Annotated in this window: 21 protein-coding genes and 1 tRNA gene; 12 read left to right on the plus strand and 10 right to left on the minus strand. The window is 61.0% G+C overall.

The window, feature by feature from the left end; all coding sequences use genetic code 11:
- Positions 1–708 precede the first annotated feature (708 nt).
- Complete coding sequence (locus CK910_RS24515) at positions 709–843, minus strand: hypothetical protein (protein ID WP_280136099.1); 135 nt, start codon at positions 841–843, stop codon at positions 709–711.
- Positions 844–1,101: 258 nt separating this feature from the next.
- Positions 1,102–1,178 (minus strand) — tRNA-Pro (locus CK910_RS12850).
- A 273-nt stretch (positions 1,179–1,451) separates the two neighbouring features.
- Between CK910_RS12850 and CK910_RS24640 the strand changes: the two genes are divergently transcribed.
- From CK910_RS24640 to CK910_RS12905, 10 genes are all read left to right on the plus strand, one after another.
- Positions 1,452–1,691, plus strand: a complete 240-nt coding sequence (locus CK910_RS24640) for a hypothetical protein (RefSeq protein ID WP_416016064.1) — start codon at positions 1,452–1,454, stop codon at positions 1,689–1,691.
- A 150-nt stretch (positions 1,692–1,841) separates the two neighbouring features.
- Positions 1,842–2,402, plus strand: a complete 561-nt coding sequence (gene tadA / locus CK910_RS12865) for a tRNA adenosine(34) deaminase TadA (protein ID WP_098983524.1) — start codon at positions 1,842–1,844, stop codon at positions 2,400–2,402.
- Between the two features lie 203 nt (positions 2,403–2,605).
- The gene (locus tag CK910_RS12870; RefSeq protein ID WP_043556646.1) at positions 2,606–4,843 is read left to right on the plus strand and encodes an ABC transporter permease subunit; all 2,238 of its coding nucleotides are present in this window, start codon (positions 2,606–2,608) and stop codon (positions 4,841–4,843) included.
- A 50-nt stretch (positions 4,844–4,893) separates the two neighbouring features.
- The gene (gene pstA, locus CK910_RS12875; protein ID WP_098983526.1) at positions 4,894–6,543 is read left to right on the plus strand and encodes a phosphate ABC transporter permease PstA; all 1,650 of its coding nucleotides are present in this window, start codon (positions 4,894–4,896) and stop codon (positions 6,541–6,543) included.
- A 191-nt stretch (positions 6,544–6,734) separates the two neighbouring features.
- Entirely contained in the window at positions 6,735–7,553 is an 819-nt protein-coding gene (gene pstB / locus CK910_RS12880; RefSeq protein ID WP_043137469.1) for a phosphate ABC transporter ATP-binding protein PstB, read from the plus strand.
- A 183-nt stretch (positions 7,554–7,736) separates the two neighbouring features.
- Complete coding sequence (gene phoU / locus CK910_RS12885; protein ID WP_042036494.1) at positions 7,737–8,447, plus strand: phosphate signaling complex protein PhoU; 711 nt, start codon at positions 7,737–7,739, stop codon at positions 8,445–8,447.
- A 192-nt stretch (positions 8,448–8,639) separates the two neighbouring features.
- Positions 8,640–9,959, plus strand: coding sequence for a hemolysin family protein (locus tag CK910_RS12890; protein WP_043137467.1), 1,320 nt, complete (start codon positions 8,640–8,642; stop codon positions 9,957–9,959).
- Positions 9,960–9,977: 18 nt separating this feature from the next.
- The gene (locus CK910_RS12895) at positions 9,978–10,517 is read left to right on the plus strand and encodes a hypothetical protein (protein ID WP_172955303.1); all 540 of its coding nucleotides are present in this window, start codon (positions 9,978–9,980) and stop codon (positions 10,515–10,517) included.
- Between the two features lie 306 nt (positions 10,518–10,823).
- Positions 10,824–11,726, plus strand: coding sequence for a homocysteine S-methyltransferase family protein (locus tag CK910_RS12900; RefSeq protein ID WP_098985081.1), 903 nt, complete (start codon positions 10,824–10,826; stop codon positions 11,724–11,726).
- Positions 11,727–11,735: 9 nt separating this feature from the next.
- Positions 11,736–13,136 carry a basic amino acid/polyamine antiporter gene (locus CK910_RS12905; RefSeq protein WP_098983529.1) on the plus strand — a complete coding sequence of 467 codons (1,401 nt, stop codon included), beginning with the start codon at positions 11,736–11,738 and terminating at the stop codon, positions 13,134–13,136.
- A gap of 76 nt (positions 13,137–13,212) precedes the next feature.
- Here the strand turns inward: CK910_RS12905 and CK910_RS12910 are convergent, their stop codons facing one another.
- A complete protein-coding gene (locus CK910_RS12910; protein ID WP_172955304.1) occupies positions 13,213–14,052 on the minus strand; it encodes a sterol desaturase family protein in 840 nt (279 codons plus the stop codon).
- A gap of 270 nt (positions 14,053–14,322) precedes the next feature.
- Between CK910_RS12910 and CK910_RS12915 the strand changes: the two genes are divergently transcribed.
- On the plus strand, positions 14,323–14,685 hold the full coding sequence (locus CK910_RS12915; protein WP_098983535.1) for a hypothetical protein: 363 nt from the start codon (positions 14,323–14,325) through the stop codon (positions 14,683–14,685).
- Positions 14,686–14,773: 88 nt separating this feature from the next.
- Here CK910_RS12915 and CK910_RS12920 read toward each other — a convergent pair whose 3' ends face one another.
- The 4 genes from CK910_RS12920 to CK910_RS12930 all read right to left on the minus strand — a co-directional run bounded on the left by CK910_RS12920 (position 14,774) and on the right by CK910_RS12930 (position 17,449).
- Positions 14,774–15,517, minus strand: a complete 744-nt coding sequence (locus CK910_RS12920) for an amino acid ABC transporter ATP-binding protein (RefSeq protein WP_042870747.1) — start codon at positions 15,515–15,517, stop codon at positions 14,774–14,776.
- Positions 15,501–15,623, minus strand: a complete 123-nt coding sequence (locus CK910_RS24520) for a hypothetical protein (protein WP_301336227.1) — start codon at positions 15,621–15,623, stop codon at positions 15,501–15,503. Before CK910_RS24520 ends, CK910_RS12920 begins: the two co-directional genes overlap by 17 nt.
- The gene (locus CK910_RS12925; protein WP_172955305.1) at positions 15,607–16,566 is read right to left on the minus strand and encodes an amino acid ABC transporter permease; all 960 of its coding nucleotides are present in this window, start codon (positions 16,564–16,566) and stop codon (positions 15,607–15,609) included. The genes CK910_RS24520 and CK910_RS12925 overlap by 17 nt, the downstream gene beginning before the upstream one ends.
- 94 nt (positions 16,567–16,660) lie before the next feature.
- A complete protein-coding gene (locus CK910_RS12930; protein WP_042870751.1) occupies positions 16,661–17,449 on the minus strand; it encodes a transporter substrate-binding domain-containing protein in 789 nt (262 codons plus the stop codon).
- 499 nt (positions 17,450–17,948) lie between these two features.
- On the opposite strand from CK910_RS12930, the gene CK910_RS12935 reads away from it, so the two are divergent.
- Positions 17,949–19,082 (plus strand): GGDEF domain-containing protein, encoded by a 1,134-nt coding sequence (locus CK910_RS12935; protein ID WP_098983543.1) that lies wholly within the window; start codon positions 17,949–17,951, stop codon positions 19,080–19,082.
- A 4-nt stretch (positions 19,083–19,086) separates the two neighbouring features.
- On the opposite strand, the gene CK910_RS12940 is transcribed toward CK910_RS12935, so the two are convergent.
- The 3 genes from CK910_RS12940 to uhpA are packed head-to-tail and all read right to left on the minus strand — an operon-like array spanning position 19,087 to position 22,562.
- Complete coding sequence (locus CK910_RS12940; RefSeq protein WP_098983547.1) at positions 19,087–20,430, minus strand: MFS transporter; 1,344 nt, start codon at positions 20,428–20,430, stop codon at positions 19,087–19,089.
- A gap of 24 nt (positions 20,431–20,454) precedes the next feature.
- Entirely contained in the window at positions 20,455–21,975 is a 1,521-nt protein-coding gene (gene uhpB / locus CK910_RS12945; protein WP_098983549.1) for a signal transduction histidine-protein kinase/phosphatase UhpB, read from the minus strand.
- Positions 21,972–22,562, minus strand: a complete 591-nt coding sequence (gene uhpA / locus CK910_RS12950; protein ID WP_042036506.1) for a transcriptional regulator UhpA — start codon at positions 22,560–22,562, stop codon at positions 21,972–21,974. Before uhpA ends, uhpB begins: the two co-directional genes overlap by 4 nt.
- Between the last annotated feature and the right edge of the window lie 172 nt (positions 22,563–22,734).

Raw genomic sequence — 22,734 nt, forward strand, 5'->3', positions numbered from 1 at the left:
ACTCCTTTGAGAACTACATTTTGAACTTACTAACTACGACTAAAGTCGATCCCTGTTCTTTCAAACTTCCCGTAACAACGGGATAACACGATTCATAAGGTGCGAAATATTGCCCTGTTCGTCAACCACTTTTTTAAAACGCCTGTTTTTGACTGGTGGTTAAGATGATGTTTTTAATGAACTTATGTGATTAGCGCAAAAGCTCTATGCAGATGGTTATGCGCTTGTTTTCCGACCCCTGATGGTGGTGTGATCCAGTGGAGGGAATACGGCTTGGGATGTAACTTATTACGTAATAAAATTACAAATGCAAAAACAAATCCCGACCTAACTCCAAGCTTTCAAAAAACAGCTGTATGAAATGAGATCGGCGATCCCAGTGAATATCCAGCTCCTGCCAACATTGGCTAGTGAACGTTTGTTTAAAACTTGGATGGCGAATGGGGGCCGAATGGGATTTACCCCACCAGCGAGGGGAAAGTGACGAGCAATAACGTAGGTTTGTATCACCTTGGCCTGACAACTAGCAGAGGGAGGGGAGGGTGATGAGTAGTGAATGCAACTGGTTATGTTCAGTTTTTCAGCATTTTATTGTTATTTGTATCAGCGAGCCTTCCTGGCCCCTCGGGAGGATGAAAGGGTGGCGAAATTCACGGCTCAGCGGCCACACTCTCCTGTTGCGTGCGGGGGATCCCTTGAGGGGCGGGATCAGTAATCGTCGTCCGGCGCCGCCAGATCGACCACGTCAAGACGCACTATGGTGCCGTATTCGTTATCACCGAGCTCGACGTTCGGTAGTGGCAGGGGGGCCTGGTCGGGTTGTGCGTCAACTGCTTGCGTCATGGGTGCTTGCCTCGTTGGATTGCAAGCCGGTTGGTGACTCCATCACCCGGATTTCCACCTCCCTGTATCCATTGCCGGCGGAAAAGTGGCGTATCCTAGCGATACTCGCCAGAGGTTTCAAGTGGTTCTGTATAAAAAACATGCCGTCGATAGTGATGGCTCTGTGGGCAAGGCGTTTGGCAGGAGAATAAAGATGGGAAGCGGGCAACGAGGCAAAAAAATAGCCCAGTCGCGAGACTGGGCTATTTTCGGGGAAAATGGTCGGTGTGAGAGGATTCGAACCTCCGACCCTCTACACCCCATGCAGATGCGCTACCTGGCTGCGCTACACACCGACGAGGTCAGTCTGAGCTGACGGAAAGGAGTCTAATGATATGGATCGTTTGGTGCAACTCCTTTTTTATCAGGGAGATGCCGACTGCTTCTTTATTGCGCAACCAAGATGTAGCTTGGGCCTGCAGGTGAGATTTGGCATAATCGCCGCCCCGTGTTGCGGTGCGTGCATCCACTGCCAGGCGAGCAGCCTTGCCGGGTGATCGCGTATGTCGTCATCAGCCGGCGGGCAGGGGCCGGTTCGGGATAAGCGCATCCAGGTAAAGAAGAGACGGATGAGCGATCAGTCAGGCCGGGAAGCAGGACAAATCGTCATGAACAAGCTGTCGAGAGAGGACAAGGGCCTGGAACCATCAGAAATAGCACCGTGCTTGGGGCATGGCGAGCAAGACGAGCGCTGGATGCGCCACGCCATGGTACTGGCTGCCAGGGCCGAGGGGGAAACGGGTGAGATCCCGGTCGGCACGGCGCCAATGTTCAAGGCACAAAGGCAATATAAAGAGGTAAGGGCGTGACGCCATCAGAGAATGCTGACTCCTTTGAGCAAGCGCAGCAGGATGAACGCTGGATGCACCATGCCATGGCACTGGCCGCCAGGGCTGAGGGGGAAACGGGTGAGATCCCGGTCGGCACGGCGCCAATGTTCAAGGCGCGCAGGCAATATAATGACAAATAGAGGTAAGGGCGTGACGCCATCAGAGAATGCTGACTCCTTTGAGCAAGCGCAGCAAGACGAGCGCTGGATGCGCCACGCCATGGCACTGGCCGCCAGGGCCGAGGGGATAGGCGAGATCCCGGTCGGTGCCGTGCTGGTGCTGGGGGACGAGGTGATCGGTGAGGGGTGGAATCGCTCCATCAGCGCCCATGACGCCTGTGCCCATGCGGAAATCATGGCGATCCGCGCCGCCGGTGTCCGGCTGGAAAACTACCGGCTGCTCGACACCACCCTCTATGTGACGCTGGAGCCCTGCTGCATGTGCGCCGGCGCCCTGATCCACAGCCGGGTCAAGCGGGTGGTGTACGGGGCGCAGGATCTCAAGACAGGGGCGGCGGGGTCAGTGTTCGAGATATTGCAGGACCCGCGCCATAACCACAGGGTCGAGTTGACCGGCGGTGTGCTGGCGGAAGCCTGCTCGGCCCAGCTGTCGGCCTTCTTCAAGCGTCGCCGCGCCGAGAAAAAGGCAGCCAGACAGGCGCTGCAACAAAGCGGCGGCTCCGCCGTCTGACACCAAGGGGGGGCCGCCTAGCCCCCTCGTTTGATGCCTTCATATATCTTCATATAAAACAGATGGTTGGCTCTGCTGCTTGCCGACAACGTCCTGCCTGAATGCCTCCCAAAATAACCTCTTCACCGAGGGCCTCGATGTAACAAAACTGTCATGCAACCGCCATATAATGCCGCCAAGCCTAGCTCACATTGAGGTCTTGCATGTCATCGGAATCGATAAACTTGGGTATGGCGGGCAGTAGAAAGCGCCGTATCAAGGATAAGTTGGCCAAGTACGGGGTCACCACGGGTGGTGCCCTGGTGCTGGTGGCCCTGTTGCTCATTTTCTTCTACCTGCTCTATGTGGTGAAACCCATCTTCAATGGCGCCACGATGGAGCCGACCGCGTCGTTCACGCTGCCCGTTGCGGGCAAGACCGCCTGGCTCGGGATGGAGGAGCAGAACGAGATTGGCTACCGCTTCAGCGACAAGGGGCTGGTCAACTTCTTCGCCGTCCAGGGGGATGGCAAGGTCAAGGTGGGTCAGGCGCTGGGTCAGGCCCAGGTCGCGGGTGACATCACCACGGTCGCGCCGCCGGCACCGGGTCAGAAGCTCATCGCCTACGGTTTTGCCGATGGCAAGGCGCTGGTGATGCAGCCCTACTTCAAGGTCTCCTATCCCAACGATGTGCGGGTCATAGAACCCAGCCTGCAATATCCCTTCGGCGAAGCGCCCGTGGTGATAGATCCGCAAGGGAAAGCGTTGCAGCTGATGGTGTTCGAGGCGACCAAGGAGAAGATGGCCACCGCCGCCGTGACCGAGGATGGCCGCGGCGTGATGACGGTCATGAGCGGCGAGGAGAACTTCCTCTCCGGCGAGGTGGAGTGGAGCGCCCAGAACTACAGCATCCCTTCCCTGCCGCGCCATGTGGATCAGCTGTTGCTGACCCCCAACTTGCGCATCCTGTTCGTGCGTGAGGGCAACCGTCTTTCCGTCTACGACATTCACAACCTCAATGACATCTCCCTGCGCAACGTCATGGAGATCAATGCCCCCAACGCCAACGTGACCCGGGTCGAGCTGCTCTCCGGTGCCTCATCCCTGCTGGTGGGCAATGACAACGGCGTCATCTCCCAGTGGTTCGAAGTGGCCAAGGACGGCAAGCGCCAGTTCACCCCCATTCGTGACTTCAAGGGCGATGGCCCGGTCGACTTGCTGACCCCGGAGCACTTTCGCAAGGGCTTCATCAGCGCAGGCAAGGATGGCACCGTCAGCTTCTTCCACGCCACCGGCGAGACCAAGCTGCTGAGCGAGAAGGTCGAGGGCGGCGCCCTGTCGGCCCTGGCCATCTCGCCACGCCACAACGTGCTGCTGATGCAGCAGGGGGATGGCTTCAAACTGTTCGCGGTGGAGAATGAGCACCCCGAGGTGACTTGGTCTGCCCTGTGGCAGGAGGTGTGGTACGAAGGCTACCCTGAGCCCCAGTATGTGTGGCAATCCACCTCCGCCAGCAATGACTTCGAAGCCAAGCTGAGCCTGGTGCCGCTGGTGTTCGGCACCCTGAAAGCCTCCTTCTACGCCATGATGTTTGCGGTGCCGCTCGGCGTTGCCGGCGCCATCTACACCGCCTACTTCATGTCGGCCGGGCTGCGCAAATACGTCAAGCCGACGGTCGAGATCATGGCGGCGCTGCCGACCGTTATCCTGGGCTTCCTGGCGGGTCTCTGGCTTGCTCCCATCATAGAGGGGGCGCTGCCCGGGGTGATCCTGCTGCTGATCCTGCTGCCGATGGGGATGCTGCTGACCGCGCTGGTGTGGAACTACCTGCCGGAGCGTGGCCGGTCGTGGTTGCCTGAGGGCTGGCACGCCATCCTGCTGATTCCCGTGCTGCTGCTGATCGGCTGGGGCGCCTTCGCGGTGAGCCCGCTCATCGAGAACGCCTTCATGCACGGCGACTCGCGCATCTGGCTGACCCACGAGATGGGTATCAAGTTTGACCAGCGCAACTCCCTGGTGGTCGGTATCGCCATGGGCTTTGCCGTCATACCCACCATCTTCTCCATCGCCGAGGACGCTGTCTTCTCCGTGCCCAAGCATCTCACCCAGGGTTCGCTGGCGCTGGGGGCGACCCCCTGGCAGACCCTGAGCCGGGTGGTGATCCTCACCGCCAGCCCGGGCATCTTCTCGGCGGTGATGATGGGCCTTGGCCGCGCCGTTGGCGAGACCATGATAGTGCTGATGGCCACCGGCAACACCCCCATCATGGACTTCTCCATGTTCCAGGGATTGCGCACCCTGGCCGCCAATATCGCGGTGGAGATGCCGGAATCGGAAGTGGGCAGCTCTCACTATCGGGTGTTGTTCCTCGCGGCCTTCGTCCTGTTTGTGTTCACCTTTATGTTCAACACCCTGGCCGAGTTCATTCGTCAGCGGTTGCGTGAAAAATACAGCTCTCTGTAATGAGCCGTTCCATCAAAAGCGGCGTTCTGTATATGAACAAGGAATCGATAATGGGTAAGTGGTTTAAATCAGGGGCCCCCTGGATCTGGATGACCGGCGGTGCCGTCAGCCTGAGTCTGGTCGCGGTACTGGGTCTGCTGCTGCTGATCGGCTGGCGCGGTCTGGTCTACTTCTGGCCTCACCCCATCTATGAGTGGCAGCTCGAAGATGCAAACGGCAACAAGAGCGTGCTGATCGGCGAAATCAACGACCGTGAACTGGTGCCGGTGGAGCGGCTGCGCGCCGCAGGCTTGCCGCTGGAGGGGGAGGAGCGCGAGCTGCTGACCCGCTACCTGGTCAAGACCGGCAACCGCGAGTTCGTCGACCTCGATTTTCGCTGGGTGCTGGAGACCGACATCAAGTCCCAGAGCCTGCCGACCGAGTTGGCCATGGTGGAGCGTGCCACCAACGGCAACTTCTACGGCTACATAGTCGGGGTCAAGGAGGACGGCCGCGAGCTGAGCCAGGATCTGCATCCCGCGCTGCAACGGGTGCTGGCCCGTGCCAACGATCTCTCCGAACAGGCTGACGATCTGCAAAAAGGGGACATAGGCAGCATCAACTATCAGCTGGAACGGCTGCGCCTGAAAGAGCGCAAGGCCGAGCTGGACGACAAGCTGACCGATCAGCTTAAAACCCAGCTGGCCGAGCAGCGTCAGGCCCTCAATGACAACTATCAGGTGCTGGAGAAGCAGCTCTTCTCCCTGCGTGCCCAGGCGGACAGAGACTCCATCACGGTCAAGGACATGCGTGGCGAGCTGGTGGTCATGCCCATGTCCAAGGTGCTGGACGTGGTGTGGCCCAACGACATGAGCCTGCTGGCCAAGGTGGGCTACTGGTTCCACCAGATCGGCAAGTTCGTCTCCGACGATCCCCGCGAGGCCAACACCGAGGGCGGCGTATTCCCGGCCATCTTCGGCACCGTCTTCATGGTGTTCCTGATGGCTATCATAGTCACGCCGCTCGGCGTGGTGGCGGCTGTCTACCTGCACGAGTACGCGGGCAAGAACAGCCTGACCAAGATCATCCGCATCGCCGTGATCAACCTGGCGGGTGTGCCCTCCATCGTGTACGGCGTGTTCGGTCTGGGCTTCTTCGTCTACACCCTCGGCGGCTCGCTGGATCAGCTGTTCTACCCGGAAGCGCTGCCGAGCCCGACCTTTGGCTCCCCCGGCGTCATCTGGTCGGCGCTGACCCTGGCCATCCTGACCCTGCCTGTGGTGATCGTCTCCACCGAAGAGGGGCTGGCCCGGATCCCGAGCACCATTCGCCAGGGTTCGCTGGCGCTCGGCGCCACCCAGGCAGAGACCCTGTGGCGCATCGTGCTGCCCATGGCGAGCCCGGCCATCATGACAGGTCTTATCCTGGCGATCGCCCGCGCCGCCGGTGAAGTGGCGCCGCTGATGCTGGTGGGGGTGGTGAAGCTGGCGCCGACCCTGCCGATGGATGGCAACTTCCCGTACCTGCACGTGGAGCGCAAGTTCATGCACCTGGGCTTCCACATATACGATGTGGGCTTCCAGAGCCCCAACGTCGAGGCGGCGCGGCCACTGGTGTATGCCACCTCCTTCCTGCTGGTGACGGTGATCGTCGGTCTCAACCTGACGGCCATCGGCATTCGTAACCATTTACGCGAGAAGTTCCGTTCTTTGGAGCATTGATGATGAACCTGACGGGCATCACAGGCATTCGTAACCACCTGCGTGAAAAATTCCGGTCGCTGGAACATTAATCCAGCCACCCCAGACTGATATTGAGGCAAGGGACGGGCGGCTGCCCCCCTTGCCAGTCAAGTGTTCCGGCCGCTGGCACATCAAGATGCCCGCCGCCATCGACTGATTTGAGGTAACAGATGATCAACGTAACGACAGCTTCCACCCAGCACACAGCGCTGGATCTGCTCAACCTGAGCCCGGAGCAGACCGCGCTGGAGGTCAAGGATCTCAACCTGTACTACGGCAACAAGCAGGCGCTGTTCAACGTCAACATGAAGATCCCCAAGGGGCAGGTGACGGCCTTTATCGGCCCGTCCGGTTGCGGCAAATCGACCCTGCTGCGCTGCATCAACCGGATGAACGATCTGGTGGAGATCTGCCGCATCGAGGGGGAGATCCAGCTGCACGGCCACAATATCTACGACAAGGGGGTGGATGTCTCCGCCCTGCGTCGCCAGGTGGGCATGGTGTTCCAGCGTCCCAACCCCTTCCCAAAGTCCATCTATGAGAACGTGGTCTACGGCCTGCGCCTGCAGGGCATCAACGACAGACGCACTCTGGATGAGGCGGCCGAGCGTTCACTGCGCGGCGCGGCGCTGTGGGACGAGGTGAAGGATCGCCTGCACGACAATGCGTTCGGCCTCTCCGGTGGTCAGCAGCAGCGTCTGGTGATCGCCCGGGCCATCGCCATCGAGCCGGAAGTGCTGCTGCTGGATGAACCGACCTCGGCGCTCGACCCGATCTCGACCCTCACCATCGAGGAGCTGATCAACGAGCTCAAGAGCCAGTTCACTGTGGTGATCGTCACCCACAACATGCAACAGGCGGCGCGGGTCTCGGATCAGACCGCCTTCATGTACATGGGCGAGCTCATCGAGTACTCGAACACCAACACCATCTTCACCACCCCGGCCAAGAAGAAGACCGAGGACTACATCACCGGTCGTTACGGCTAATAGTGTGAGTGGCAGAGCAGGGGTGATAGATATGAACAGCAAGAAACAGATTACCGGTCAGTTCAACGGCTAAGGCATGCTTGGTGCAATAAGGGTTATTGGTATGAGCAAGATGAGCATCAAGAAACAGATTACCGGTCAGTTCAACGGCTAGGGCATACTCGGAGCATAAGGATTATTTGTATGGACAATATGAACCTCAATAAACACATCTCCGGTCAGTTCAATGCCGAACTTGAGAGCGTGCGCAATCAGGTGCTGGTGATGGGCGGCCTGGTGGAGCAGCAACTGACCGACGCCATCGCGGCCATCCACGATCAGGATCTGGATGCGGCGCGCAAGATAGTGGCGAACGATCACAAGGTCAACGCCATGGAAGTGGCGATCGACGAGGAGTGCACCCGCATCATCGCCAAGCGTCAGCCCACCGCGTCCGACCTGCGGCTGGTGATGGCCATCATCAAGACCATCACGGACTTGGAGCGCATCGGCGACGTGGCGGACAAGATTGCCCGCATGCTGACCGACAACGCCAACAAGCCGCAACCGCCGCTGGTATCGCTCGAGAACATGGGCCGGCGTACCATCAAGATGCTGCACGACGTGCTAGACGCCTTTGCCCGCATGGATCTGGAGGCGGCCATCGCCGTCTACAAGGAAGATGACAAGGTGGACAGGGAGTACGAGTCCATCATTCGCGAGCTGATGACCTACATGATGGAAGATCCGCGCACCATACCCCAGGTGCTGAACGTGCTGTGGGCGGCGCGGGCCATAGAGCGGGTCGGCGATCGCTGCCAGCACATCTGCGAGTACATAGTCTATTACGTCAAAGGCAAGGACGTGCGCCACACCAAGGCGGACGAGCTCAATGAGCTGCTCGGCAAGCACTGACCGCAAAATGAATAAAAAGGCGCTTTGGGCGCCTTTTTTGTTGCACTGGGTGCCAGAGTAAGATATCGCCACCCAACAGGCGCTTTTCTGCTAGAATATGCCCCCTGTGTGAGTCTCGGATGGACTCACGGTCTGGTCTCCCAGGCCCAGTTTGCCGTCTTGTGCTAAGACGGGTGTAGCAATAGGTTAATCATGAGTTTTGCCGATAGTTTATTTTTTCTGATGTTGCTGGTTGCCGGCAGCGTGTTCTTCTCTCTTTCCGAGATATCCCTTGCCGCCTCCCGCAAGATCAAGTTGCAGGTGATGGCCGATGAGGGAAATCGCCATGCCGCCAAGGTGTTGGCGCTGCAGGCCCAGCCGGGTAATTTCTTTACCGTGGTGCAAATCGGCCTCAATACCGTCGCCATCCTGGGCGGTATCCTGGGTGAGTCTGCCCTGAATCCTGCCATCAAGGGGTTCATCTCCGGCTTCTATCAAGGCCCCTGGCTCAGCCAGATAAGTTCCGCCGCCTCCTTCGTGTTCGTCACCGGCATGTTCATCCTGATCGCCGACCTGATGCCCAAGCGCCTGGCCATGACCATGCCGGAGCGGATCGCCGTGGTGGTGGTACGCCCCATGCTGCTGTGCGTGACCCTGCTGATGCCGCTGGTGTGGTTCTTCAATGGCATGGCGAATGCGTTGTTCCGTCTGCTGCGGGTCTCCATGATACGCAACGACGAGATCACCTCTGACGACATCTATGCGGTGATGGATGCAGGCGCCGAGGCCGGCGTCATCCAGCGTGAAGAGCATCAGCTGATCGAGAACGTGTTCGAGTTGCAGTCCCTCGGCGTGACTTCCGCCATGACGGCCCGCGAGAGCCTCATCTACTTCACCCTGCAAGAGGGCGAGGAGAGCATCAAGGCCAAGATCGCCGAACACCCGCACAACAAGTTTCTGGTCTGTGACCACAACCTCGACAGCATCAAGGGCTTCGTCGATGCGAAAGAGCTGCTGATCCGCGTCATCAGCGGCCAGAGCATAGACCTCAACAGCGGCTCCCTGGTGCAGAACGTCATCATCATTCCCGACACCCTCAACCTCTACGAGGCGATGGAGTACTTCAAGAACCACAGGGGCGACTTCGCCGTGGTGATGAACGAATACGCCCTTGTGGTGGGGATAGTCACCATGAACGACCTGATGAGTACCGTCATGGGCGAGTGGGCCACCCACGTGGTGGAAGAGCAGATAGTGCAGCGGGACGAAAACTCCTGGCTGGTGGATGGAGTGACCCCCATCTCGGACGTGATGCGGGCCTTCGACATCGAAGAGTTTCCGGATAGCCAGAACTACGAGACCATAGCCGGTTTCATCATGTTCATGCTGCGCAAGATCCCCAAGCGAACCGACTCGGTGAAATACGCGGGTTACAAGTTCGAAGTGGTCGACATCGACAGCTACAAGATCGACCAGCTGCTGGTGACCCGGGTCGAACCCGTGGTGGCCGAGAAGCCTGCTCAGGAATCGTAAAGGAGCTATCAAGGAGTCATGAAGATGCAGTCTCATTCCCGTGCGCTGGCCTGTGTGGCGCTCGCCCTCGCGCTGGGCGCTTGCAGCCAGAGCGCACCCCGCAAGGCCACAGCCGTTGCCAAACCTGTCGCTCCCAAGGCGGTGGTGGTGCCGCAGCCGGATCCCGATGCCGTGGTGCAAAGTGGCGTGGCAGAGCCGAGCCCTGTGTTCGATGAAGAGTATCACGGCCCGGATCAGGGGTCCCTCGAGTCGGTGACCGCCCTGTTTGCCCGCGGCTACATAGAGTCGGCCATGCGCGAGACCATGCTGGCGGCGGTGCACAATGACTATCCGCTGCTCGGCATGCGGGATGTGCGGCTGACCGATCCTGTATCCAAGTTCCTCACCTCCGCCCATGCTGCCACCACGGCCCACGATTATCTCTATGCCGGGGTGCAGCGTCGACTGGGTCGTCCACTGAGCCCGGCTCAGTGGGAGCAGATCTGGCGTGGTCTGCCCCAGCAGGGTCGGGTTTCCGACTGGACCAAACAGATAAAACGGGTGCTGGCAGGGCGTTAAGCCACCTGTTCATCCTGTTGCAATGAGGCCACCCTTGGGTGGCCTCACGCTTTTCTACCTTCTACCTTCTACCTTCTGCCGCTTTCGCTGTTTTCCCGTCTCTGCTGTCTGCTGATGCCCTGTGATACCGATTGCCGTCGGCTCGGCTTTGTTCTATCTTGTTTTGGCCATCTAAACATCCATATGTTTTTATGGCCGTTTTGGCGGTTCACCCTGAATGAGCAAGGCGACGCACAGCCACGCCAGCCAGGAGAACAGCCACAGATGAAACATGCAGACAAACACAACAACAAAGAGACAGGACAGATGGAAACACAGGCATTGTGGGTACTGGACGGTGGCATGGGGCGTGAGCTGGCACGGCGGGGCGCGCCATTTCGCCAGCCCGAGTGGTCGGCGCTGGCGCTGATGGAGGCGCCGCAGACGGTGCGCGAGGTGCATCAGGCCTATGTGGCCAGCGGTGCCCGCGTTATCACCACCAACAGCTATGCGCTGGTGCCGTTTCATATCGGTGCCGAGCGTTTTGCCGCCGAAGGGGAAGCGTTGGCGGCGCTGGCTGGCCAGCTGGCCCGCGAGGTGGCCGATGAACAGGGCGGTGCCGTGCAGGTGGCGGGATCCTTGCCGCCGCTGTTTGGCTCCTACCGCGCTGACCTGTTCGAGGCGGACAGAGTGGGCGAGCTGGCAACGCCGCTTATCCGGGCGCTGGCGCCCCATGTGGACATCTGGCTGGCCGAGACCATGAGCCTGATCGCCGAGCCGCTGGCGCTCAAGGCGCTGTTGCCGGCGGATGGCAAGCCGTTCTGGGTCTCCTTCACCCTGGAGGACGAGGCGCCGGGCAGCGAGCCGACCCTGCGCTCCGGCGAGCGGGTAGTCGATGCCGTCACGGCGCTGGTCGCGGTCGGGGTGGATGCCATCCTGTTCAACTGCTGCCAGCCCGAGGTGATTGAGGCCGCGTTGACGGTGGCTGGCGCCAGATTGCAGGCGCTGGGTCGAGGGGATATTCGCCTCGGCGCCTATGCCAATGCCTTTCCGCCCCAGCCAAAAGAGGCGACCGCCAACGACGGGCTGGACGAGATCCGCGCCGATCTGGGGCCGCTGGATTACCTCGGCTGGGCCGATCGCTGGCGCACCGTCGGGGCCTCTCTCATCGGCGGGTGCTGCGGCATAGGCCCCGAGCATATTCAGACCCTGGCCAGCCGGCTGCGCTAAGGAGATCACATGAAAGAGAGCAAAATAGGCCTCTGGTCCCTCACCGCCCTGGTGTTCAGCTCCATGGTGGGGGCGGGCATCTTCAGCCTGCCCCAGAACATGGCCGAGGTGGCCGGCGCCCGCGCCGTGCTGATCGGCTGGGGCGTGACCGGGGTGGGCATAGTGGCGCTGGCCATGAGCTTCCTCTACCTGTCGCGGCTCAGACCGGATCTCGATGGGGGCATCTACAGCTATGCCAGCGCCGGCTTTGGCGATCTGGTGGGTTTCTTCTCCGCCTGGGGTTACTGGCTGTGCGCCACCATAGGCGTGGTGGGCTATCTGGTGATCGCCTTCGCCGCGCTGGGCAGCTTCGTCGATACGCCAACCGAAATCTGGTTTGGCGAGGGCAACACCCTGGCGGCCTTCATCGGCGAATCCTGCATCCTCTGGGCCGTGCACTTGCTGGTGGCCCATGGCGTGCAGCAGGCTGCCCTGTTCAATCTGGTGGCTACCCTGGCCAAGAGCCTGCCGCTGCTGCTGTTCATCCTGTTCGCCTGCTACTGGTTCGACCCTGTGACCTTCGCGGCGGATCAGGGGGGCAGCACGCTGGCGGTGCCGGTCTCCGAGCAGGTGCGCAACACCATGCTGATCACCCTCTGGGTCTTCACCGGCATCGAAGGGGCGGCCGTGCTGTCGGCCCGTGCCAGAAACAAGCGGGATGTGGGCACGGCCACAGTGCTGGGGGTGGTGCTGGCACTGCTGCTCTATGTGCTCATCTCTGTGCTGGCGCTGGGGATATTGAGCCGCCCTGAGCTCGCGGCCCTGCCCAACCCCTCCATGGCGGGGCTGATGGGCCAGATGACAGGTTCCTGGGGCAAGCTGCTCATCAGCGTCGGCCTCATCGTCTCCGTGCTCGCCTCTTACGTGAGCTGGACCCTGTTCTCGGCCGAGGTGCCCTTCAGTGCGGCGCGCCACGGCGCCTTTCCGGCCATCTTCCGGCGCCAGAATCGCAACGGCACTCCCATAGCGTCGCTGTGGCTCACCAGCCTGACGGTGCAGGGCTGCCTACTGCTGGTGTGGTTGCTTGGCAAGGGGTATACCAGCCTGCTGCTCATCTCCACCTCCATGATCTTGGTGCCCTACCTGCTGATCGGCCTCTTCCTGCTCAAACTGTCCTTGAGTGGTGAGGGCAACGGCCTGATGCGGACTGTAGCGCTGGTGTCGAGCGGCTACGGCCTCTGGCTGCTCTATGCCGCCGGGGTGGAATACCTGCTGCTCTCCTTGCTGCTGTACGGGCCGGGCCTGCTGCTGTTTCTCTACAGCCGCCGTCAGCTGGCTGGCGCCGAACGACTCAGTGGCCGCGAGCGACTGCTGGCCGGGATAACCCTGGTGAGCCTGATTCCCGCACTCTGGTCATTTGCCCATGTCTGATCCGGGGCTGTGACTGGCAATGAAAGAGAGCGCCCCGGTGGCGCTCTCTTTTTTTACTCTGCGGCAAGATTCTGATTCAGACGCTGCCGGGGCCGGCCGGCTTGCCAAACAGCACGCCGAGTTTCCGCTGCCAGGGGAGGCCACGGGCCTCGCGCAGCATGTCGCGCCACTCGTGGAAGGTGAGGGTGAGCGGGTTGAAGCTGCGGATGGGCTTGGTGATGCCGAAACGGCAGGGCTCGGCGGGGTCCTCTTCCACGAAGGTGCCAAACAGCCTGTCCCAGATAATGAGCACCCCGGCGAAGTTGCGGTCTATGTATTTGGCATTGCTGGCGTGGTGCACCCTGTGGTGGGAGGGGGTGTTGAAGACCCACTCAAGCCGGCCCAGCTTGCCCACCACCTGAGTGTGAACGAAGAACTGAAAACCCAGGCTGAGCAGCACGGTCGCCACCACGGCCTGGGGCGGGAAGCCGATGAGGATCATGGGGATCCAGAACAGCCACATGCCGGAGATTGGGTACATCAGACTCTGGCGAAAGGCGGTGGAGAGGTTGAGCCGCTCCGAGCTGTGATGCACCACGTGGGAGGCCCACAGCCAGCGCACATGGTGGCTGGCAAAGTGGAACAGCCAGTAACAGAGATCCTGCAGCAAAAAGAGCAACAAGATGCTCCAGAGATTGAGTTCTATGTCGAACAGGCGCCAGCCCCAGAGAGCGTCATACAGGTAGGCGATGGCGATGGCCGTCAGTGCATCGCCCCCCTGATGCATCAGGGCCAGGGTGGCGTTGGCGAACAAGTCTCGCCACTGGTAGGTGGCGGTGGGAAAGGCCGTACCATGCTTGCGCAGATAGAGCATCTCCCAGCCGATAAAGGCCAGAAAGATCGGGGAGAGATAAAGCAGCAGCAGTTGCACATCCATGTCGGGCATCCGGTTTGACCAGTTGGGTTCCAGCATACCGAATGGATTTAAAATTTCATTAACATTTCATGTCCCAAGCCGTGCAGGCCCTACCGGGGCACAGATTCAACGGTTTGTTTTTACTGACAAATAGTGGCCGTTGATGACATGTCCTTGGATGTACCATCCCGAGGCCGGTGCCCTGTCGTCTGGGTCCTCGCTTACACTGGAACAATGAGCGTCCCGGTTGGGGGCGCCATGGGTGGCAAGGTGCCGGCAATGGAGGGGGGGATGAGAACGATCCATTTATATGTCATGTTCGGCCTGCTGAGTGCGAGTGCGCAGGCCAATGACAGCTTCAACAGCGAGCTGAGCCATTTCATCGGTGGCGCGGCCATGGGGGCGGGCTTTACGGCGATCGCCGATCATTACGGCTATCGGGAACAGAGAGGCTGGATCGGGTTCGGGGTTTCCACCGGGATCGGGGTGGTGGGAGAGCTGGCGTCGAGAAACGGCAAGTTCTCTGTCCTCGACGCGGGTGCCAATGCGCTGGGGGCGGTGATTGGCGCCTTTGCCACCGAGCGCTGGATCCTGGCCCCCGTAGTGCTGCCCGAGCAGCACTACGCAGGACTGATGACCCGTTATCGCTTCTAAGAACCAGCCGCGCTGGCAACTTCACTGATGGGCATCAATAACAGAGGGAGCCATGGGCTCCCTCTTCTGCTTTCTACGACTGTCAGCGTCAGAGCACCTGACTCAGGAACTGGCGCAGGCGCGGGGAGGGGGGATTGTCAAAGAAGTCGGTCGGCTTCTCATCCACCAGCAGCTCACCGTTTTCCATGAAGAGCACCCGATCCGCCACCTCGCGGGCGAAACCCATCTCGTGGGTCACCACCACCATGGTCATGCCCTCGCGGGCCAGCCCCTTCATGACGTCCAGCACCTCACCCACCATCTCGGGGTCCAGCGCACTGGTGGGCTCATCGAACAGCATGATGCGCGGCTGCATGGCGAGTGCCCGGGCTATGGCCACCCGCTGTTGCTGGCCGCCGGAGAGCTGGGAGGGATAGCTCTCGGCCTTGTTCGACAATCCCACTTTCAGCAGCAGGGCCTTGGCCCTGTCCCGCGCATCGTTGCGCGACAGCCCGCGCACTTTCTGCGGTGCCAGGCAGATGTTGTCCAGCACGTTCAGGTGGGGGAAGAGGTTGAAGGACTGGAACACCATGCCCACCTCTTCCCGCAGTTTGTTGACGTCCCCCGGTTCGGTCAGGCTGATGCCATCGACCACTATGTTGCCGTCGTTGATGGTCTCCAGCTGGTTGAGGGTGCGCAGGAAGGTGGATTTGCCCGAGCCGCTGGGGCCCACTATCACCACCACTTCCCCTTCGGCCACCTGGGTGCTGACATTTTTCAGGGCGTGTACCTCGGTGCCATAGAATTTTTCGACACCTGTCGCCTTGATGATGGGATCAGTTGCTGCACGCATGTTTCACCTCCAGACGACGTACCGGGAAGGCGCGGGGCGTGCCTGTGATGGCAGCACTTCTCGACTCCTGTTGAGCCTTGATGATGGGATCAGTTGCTGCGCGCATATTTCACCTCCAGACGACGTACCATAAAGGAGAGGGTGCCGGTCAGCACCAGATAGAGCAGGGCCACGGTGAACCACACCTCGAACGGGCTGAAGGTGGAGCTGACCACCTCGCGCCCCGCCTTGGTGAGATCCGTGATGGAGATGACAGACACCAGAGAGGAGTCCTTGATGAGGTTGATGAACTGGCCCGCCAGCGGCGGCAGTACCCGCTTGAAGGCTTGTGGCAGGATGACGTAACGCATGGTCTGGGCCGAGGTGAGCCCCAGGCTGCGACCGGCCTCCATCTGCCCCTTGTGAATGGAGCTGATGCCGGCGCGCACGATTTCAGCCACATAGGCGCCGGTAAAGACGGCCAGTGCCGCGACCCCGGCGGTGAACCTGTCCAGGTTCAGCACGGTACCGATGAAGAAGTAGACGATGAAGATCTGCACCAGCAGCGGCGTGCCGCGAATGAGCTCCACATAGGTGACCGCCAGATTGCGCAGGGCCGGGTTGGGGGAGAGGCGAGCCAGGCCTGCCAGGGTGCCGAGCAGGATGGCGAACACGCCCGCCACCAGAGAGAGCTTGACCGTAACCCAGACGCCCCAGGCGATGGGGCCTGCGGTCCAGGTGAGTTCGGTATCCAGGGTATCGCCCCGGAATATGGTGTCCCCTTCGGCGACCTTCACCCCTGTGCTGGCGATGGCTTGGCGTTGATTGGGGTCGAGATCGTTTTGCAGGAATAGCTTGCCCTGTTCGGCGCTGGTGGTACCGGCGACCACTGTGCCGTCAAATTCGGCCAGGTTGTTCTGCTCCGCCTGATAGGCGATGTATTGGGGGATCCGCTCCCAGCGCCAGGTGTAATCCACGGACTGAACCGCTTTATAGATGCCGAATACGGCAGCCAGCAGCATCAGCAGGAAGACGCCGTGCCAGAGCAGCTTATTGGGTTGTTTTTCCATCTGTCTTGTTGGGTTGTGCACTGTCGCAACCTCGTTGTAGTTATTTATTGTGTGGGGATCTGCGTGAAGGGGCGGCAGGCCGCCCCTTGCGAGGTTACTTGAGCTGATTCAGCCAGGCGTTGGATTCGAACCACTTCTTGTAGAGGCGGTCGTAGCTGCCATCACCCTTGATCTGGCGCAGGTAGTTGTTGAACCAGTTGAGGGTGTCCTGGTCGCCCTTGCGGATGGCCCAGGCCAGGGGTTCGAAGGTGAACGGCTTGTCCAGGTGCACCACGGCGCCTGTGTTCTGGGAGGCGAAGATGGCGTTGTAGGGCAGGTCGTAGACGAAGGCATCGACCTTGCCATTGATCACTTCCAGCTTGGCGTCGTCCTGGGTTTCAAACTGCAGCAGGGTGGCTTTGGGGATCAGACGCTTGACCGCCTGCTCGCCCGTGGTGCCGAGCTTGACCGCGATCTTGTACTTGGGATCGTTGAGATCGCTGAAGGACTTGATCTCGCCAACCTTCTCCTTGCGCAGCACTATGGTCTGGCCCACGACTATGTAGGGATCGGCGAAGTTGACGCGCAGGTTGCGCTGGGGGGTGACTGTCATGCCGCCCATGATGACGTCGAACTTGTCGGTCAGCAGCGCCGGAATGATGCCATCCCAGGCTGTGTTGACGAACTCGACCTTCACGCCCATCTCCTTGGCGACCATCTTGGCAAGATCCACATCGAAACCTATGTACTGGCCCTGTTTGTTGGTCATTTCGAAGGGTTGATAGCCGGCGTCGAAGCCGACCCGCAGCACACCGCGCTCCAGCACGGCGTCCAGAGTGGAACTAGGGGCGGCACTGGCCAGCCCGCAAAACAGCAAGGTAGATAGAATGAGTTTTTTGATCATAAGTGACGTCTCTGTCGATGTTGTGTTCAGCCTTGAACCTGCTCCCGTGCGACTCCGTGGCACAAGAGACTGCTGCATCCGGCAACAGGCAAGACAGGATTATTGTCTTGGTTGAGGCAAAAGCCCCATATGAGATTCCATTTCCTGTGTGCTGAGTGAAAAATGTACCAAATTCCGATTGTGCCAGATGACTCAATAGGTTAGTGGCGCTTTTTCCCCGTGACTGCACTCATAAAATCACACGAAAACAACATATCTATCTAATGGAGCGGGTTCAAGTCCAAAATGTCCGCGGGACACTTTGTTACACCGAGTCCTCTCATCAGCAGTGTCAAACGTTACTCACTTTCCGGTGGGTAGCAGGAGAGGGATTCTTATGGGGCATTTTTAGCGGAATTTTATGCAACAGGTGAACTTTTATTGAGGATTTACTCAGACGCCACTGGGTCTTGTTTTGCGCTTCAAATATACTCAGTTACCTTCGTTTAGTGGCACGGGTATGGACGCCTCAATACTGCTCAAGCTGGATGTATTCACCCTGATGATCATGGCCCTGGGTGGCTACAGCCTCGGTTTTATCACCCTCTCCATCATATGGTCGACCCACAGGGAGATCCCCGGACTCGGACTCTGGTGGTGGTCGAGCCTGTGCGCCCTGGCGGCCCAGAGTCTGTTCACCCTGCAGGCTTTCATGCCCAATCTGGCGGGGATCTGGCTGGCCAACCTGCTGATCACCGTCTGCCTCGCCCTGATGCCGCTGGCGCTGCAGCGCTTCTTCGGCAAACCCCTCAGCTGGCGTGCCACCGCCCTGTTCATGCTGATCTATGTGCTGATCCTGAGCTGGAGCATCTTGTTCAACGAACAGATGGCGCCCCGGGTATTGCTGGCCTGCCTGAGCTACATGGTGCTGGGGGCCGTGATAGTGCTGCTCATCTGGCGGCACGGCTATCCCGCCTACCTGCCCGCCGTGCTGGTGTTCACCGTGGTCAATATCCTGCTATACGGCTTCAACCTGATGCGGATGGGGTTTCTGCTGCAGGGGGATGCCCGTGTGCTGATGGATCAGAGCGGCGTCAATGTGCTGCCCTTTCTCTCCATGCTGATGGGCAGTTACCTCTCCACCTTCGGGGTGCTGCTGCTCTGTACCCAGTATCGGGCGCTGGCGCTGCGCCAGCAGGCCAGTCACGACGCCCTGACCGGTCTGCTGAACCGGCGCGGTTTCATGGAGCGGATGGCGGCGCGACGGGTGAGCGAGTTTGGCGCCCTGGCCGTGCTGGATCTGGATGACTTCAAGCAGATCAACGATCGCCACGGCCACGAGGCGGGGGACAGGGTGCTGGCGGCCGTCGGCGCCTACCTGGGCGGACGGCCCGAGCTGGTGGCCAGCCGCTTTGGCGGCGAGGAGTTTGTCGTGCTGCTGCCGCAGGAGGGTGAGCAAGCCCAGCAGGCGCGCTGCGAGCAGATATTGCAGGATCTGGCGGCGCTGGAGCTGGATGGCATCGGCATCACGGTCAGCATGGGGCTGGCGCGCTGCCAGCACGGCTGGCATTTCGACACCCTGTTCAGCCAGGCCGACGGCGCCCTCTATCAGGCCAAGCGGGAGGGCAAGAACCGGATCTGCCGCCTGGCCTGACGCCTCAAGGCGCCAACTCAGCTTCCGGGGCCTGGGTGCGCGGCGCCTGAGCCTTGAGGAAGGGAAGCAGCAACAGGGCCGAGACCCCGGCCGCCACCGAAATTACCACGAAGAAGCCGTTCCAGTGCCAGATCTCCATCACCTTGGCCAGCGGATAACCCGACAGCGCCGCCCCCATGTAGGCGAACAGGCCGACGAAGCCGGTGGCGGCCCCCGCCGAGTTTTTGTGGGAGCACTCGGCCGCCGCCATGCCGATCAGCATCTGGGGGCCGAACACGAAGAAGCCGATGGTGAAGAAGCAGGCCGCCTGCATCACATAGCTGAAGAAGGGCATCAGCCACAGCGACCCCACCGCCAGCAGTATCCCCACCGCGAAGATGAGGTTCATGGGCCCCCGGTTGCCGTTGAACAGCTTGTCCGATCCCCAGCCCGCCACCAGGGCGCCGATAAAGCCCCCCACCTCGAACATCGAAATGGCCGAGTTGGCGCTCATCAGATTGAAGCCGCGCTGCTCCGTCATGTAGAGATTGCCCCAGTCGTTGATGGCGGTGCGCACCACGTAGACCAGCACGTAGCAGCAGGCCAGCAGCCAGATGTAGGGGTTGCCGAGCACGTATTTGCGCAGGATCTGGCGAGGAGAGAGGCCCGCATCCTGGGTCTGCTGGGCGATCTCCAGCGCATCCTGGCGCCACTCGCCGACCGTGGGCAGCCCCATGGCACTCGGGGTGTCCCGCAGCCGCCAGCAGAGGAACAAGCCGGTCAGAATGGCGATAACGCCGGGCACTATCATGCCGTAGCGCCAGCCGTGTTGCAGGGCAATGGTGCTGACGATGAGCGGGATCAGGGCCCCGCCCACGTTGTGGGCCGTGTTCCAGGCCGACCACCAGAAGCCGCGCTCGGTGCGCGAATACCAGCTGGTGAGCAGCTTGGAGCAGGGGGGCCAGCCCCAGCCCTGGAAGAAGGCGTTGGCGACCCAGAGTGCCGCAAACAGCCACAGCGACGAGGAGAGGCCGAACAAGATGTTGATGACCCCGGTGGCCATCAGCCCCAGCCCCATGAAGTAGCGGGGGTTGGCGCGGTCGCTGATGATGCCTGAGAAGAACTTGGAGCAGCCGTAGGTGATGTAGAACAGGGTCCACAGCATGCCGATGTCGGACTTGTCCAGCATGCCGTCCGCCAGCATGTCCGGCATGGCGAAGTTGAAGCTCTTGCGGGTGAAGTAGAAGACCGCATAGCCCAGGTACATGGTCAGCAGAATGTGGAGGCGCCAGTGACGGTAGCTGGCATCGATCTCGGCCTGATCGCGGATGAGCGGCTGGGGCGGCGCGCTTCTCATGAAGCTCAGCATGCAGGGCCTCGCTGGATAAGGGGGTCAGCCATGAGGCTCCTCCCGTTTGCGATTGGGCAGGGCCACGGTCAGCTGGGTGCCGTGGATGCAGGAGAGTTGCAGGCTGCCGCCGAGGGCCTGCACCCGCTCGCGAATGCCGAGCAGGCCATACCCCTGTGGCGTGCGGTGCTCCGGCAGGCCGCAGCCGTCATCCTCCAGCAACAGCAGCAGGCGCTCTGCCTGGCGATGGGCGCGAATGGTGACCGAGCTGGCGTTGGCGTGTTTGACCACGTTGTTGAGCCCCTCCTGACAGACCCTAAACAGGGTGACCCGCTGGGCGTCGGAGAGCCCCTCGTCCGCCAGCTGCCACTCGAGCCGGGTGACGATACCGCGGCGCTCCAGCTCCAGTTCCCGCAGCAGGCCGCGCACCGCCTGCTCCAGACTCATGTCGTCGAGCTGACGAGGGCGAAGGCGGCCGAGCAGGCCGCGCACTGCATCGTAGATACCGAGCGACAGGGTTTCGATGAGGGCGCTGCTCTGGCCGACTCCGGCGTTGTCCGGCGCGAGACGCCGCACTATGCCGGCCTGGGTGCGGATGGCGGTGATGGTCTGGCCTATGTCGTCGTGCAGCTCGCGAGCCACCTCCTTGCGAATGCTCTCTTCTGTCTCCAGCAGCCGCTCTGTGAGCTGGCGGTTGTGGGCGAGCTGGCGGGTCAGCGCCTGATTGAGTTCGCGCTGGCGCTGGATGCCCGCCCCCAGCAGCAGGCCGGTCAGGCTCTGGGCCAGCAGGGAGAGCAGCAGATCCAGCGGGTGTTCGTGCCAGGCCTGGCCCGCCATCAGGGCGACCGTGTTCATCAGGGTGGCGAGCAGAGCCCCCTGCCAGCCGTAGCGCCAGGCCATGGCCATGATGGGAATGGCGAGGCAAAACGGGGTGAAGCGCACCAGCGAGTCAGGCAGGCCGAGCTGTAGCCAGAGGCTCAGCACGAACAGCAGCAGATACCAGACCAGATGACGAAAGCGCCAGTCCACCGGTTGATCCACCAGTGCCGGCCCGAGCGGCACCCAGGTGGCGCGGGTAAGGTAGTGCCAGATCAGCATGCAGGTGGAGGTGAGGGTCAGGCCGCCGGTCAGGGTGAGCAGCAGGGCGGTAAGGCCATCTTCCCCGGCCAGATGCCAGAGCAGGGATTGCAGCAGCGCCGCCACAGTGACGGTGGCGAGCAGCACCAGCAGCTGTTGCCAGTCGTTGCGCACCTGCTGGCGGCGGGCGATGAGCAGCGGCAGCAGGGTGAGCAGGCTGCCCGCCTGGATCAGCTGCCACAGCGGCAGCCCTACCTCCTGATTGAGCCAGTAGAGCAGCAGGGATTCACACAGCAGCAGCGGCGGCCAGTAGGCGATCGGGCTTTGCAGCAACAGGCCCAGGCGCAGGCCAAACGGGAACAGCAGCGCCGCCAGTATGGGGGATCCCGCCAGATGCAGGCTGATACTCCACAGGCAAAACCAGCCGGCGGCAAAGATGAAGCAGGCCGCCAGCGAGATGGCGACATAGCTGGCAAGGCGGGGGATCACCAGCTGTCCAGCATGCGGTGGGCCAGCTCCACGTTGTTGCTGACTTTCAGTTTGTCCATCAGGTTGGCGCGGTGCACGTGCACCGTCTTGGGGGAGAGGCCGAGCTGTTCGGCGATGGCTTTGACTTCGAGGCCCCGCGCCAGCAGCTGCGCCACTTCCCGCTCCCGGTTGGTGAGGGGATCCTGGCTGTTGCAGGCCAGCTTGTGGGCTATGTCCGGGGTCAGATAACAACCACCGTGGGCGGCGGTGCGCACCGCGGCGATCAGCTCGTCAGGGCTGCAACGCTTGGAGAGAAAGCCCTTGGCACCGGCCTGCAAGGCCTGTTCGATCAACGCCGGACTGTCGTGCACCGACAGCATCACCACGGCGAGGCCGGAGGGGAGGCGCTTGAGCAGGTCCAGCCCGGATTGATCCGGCATTGAGATGTCGCACACGCACAGCTGCACGCCGCTGCCCGGCAAACCGGCCAGGGCGTCGGCGGCCGAGCCGAATTCGGCCACGACCTTGAGGTCTGGCTCGAGATTGAGCAATTGGGCAAAACCGGAGCGGACGATCTGGTGATCGTCGATGAGGGCAATCTTTATCATGATGTCAGCCTGAAATCTGCGGCCAGGGTGCTGGCGCGGCCAACAAGATACCTGCCACCTCGCTCGGGCTCAAGAGGAAGGGCGCATTGTGGTCAGTATGGTGGGCGCTTCTGCCCCAAAGCTTGATCGGGATCAGGAAGGGGGCGGCTTGGGGCGGGGCAGGGAGAACACG

The sequence above is a fragment of the Aeromonas sp. CA23 genome, from assembly GCF_002587065.1.
Taxonomy (GTDB): domain Bacteria; phylum Pseudomonadota; class Gammaproteobacteria; order Enterobacterales; family Aeromonadaceae; genus Aeromonas; species Aeromonas bestiarum.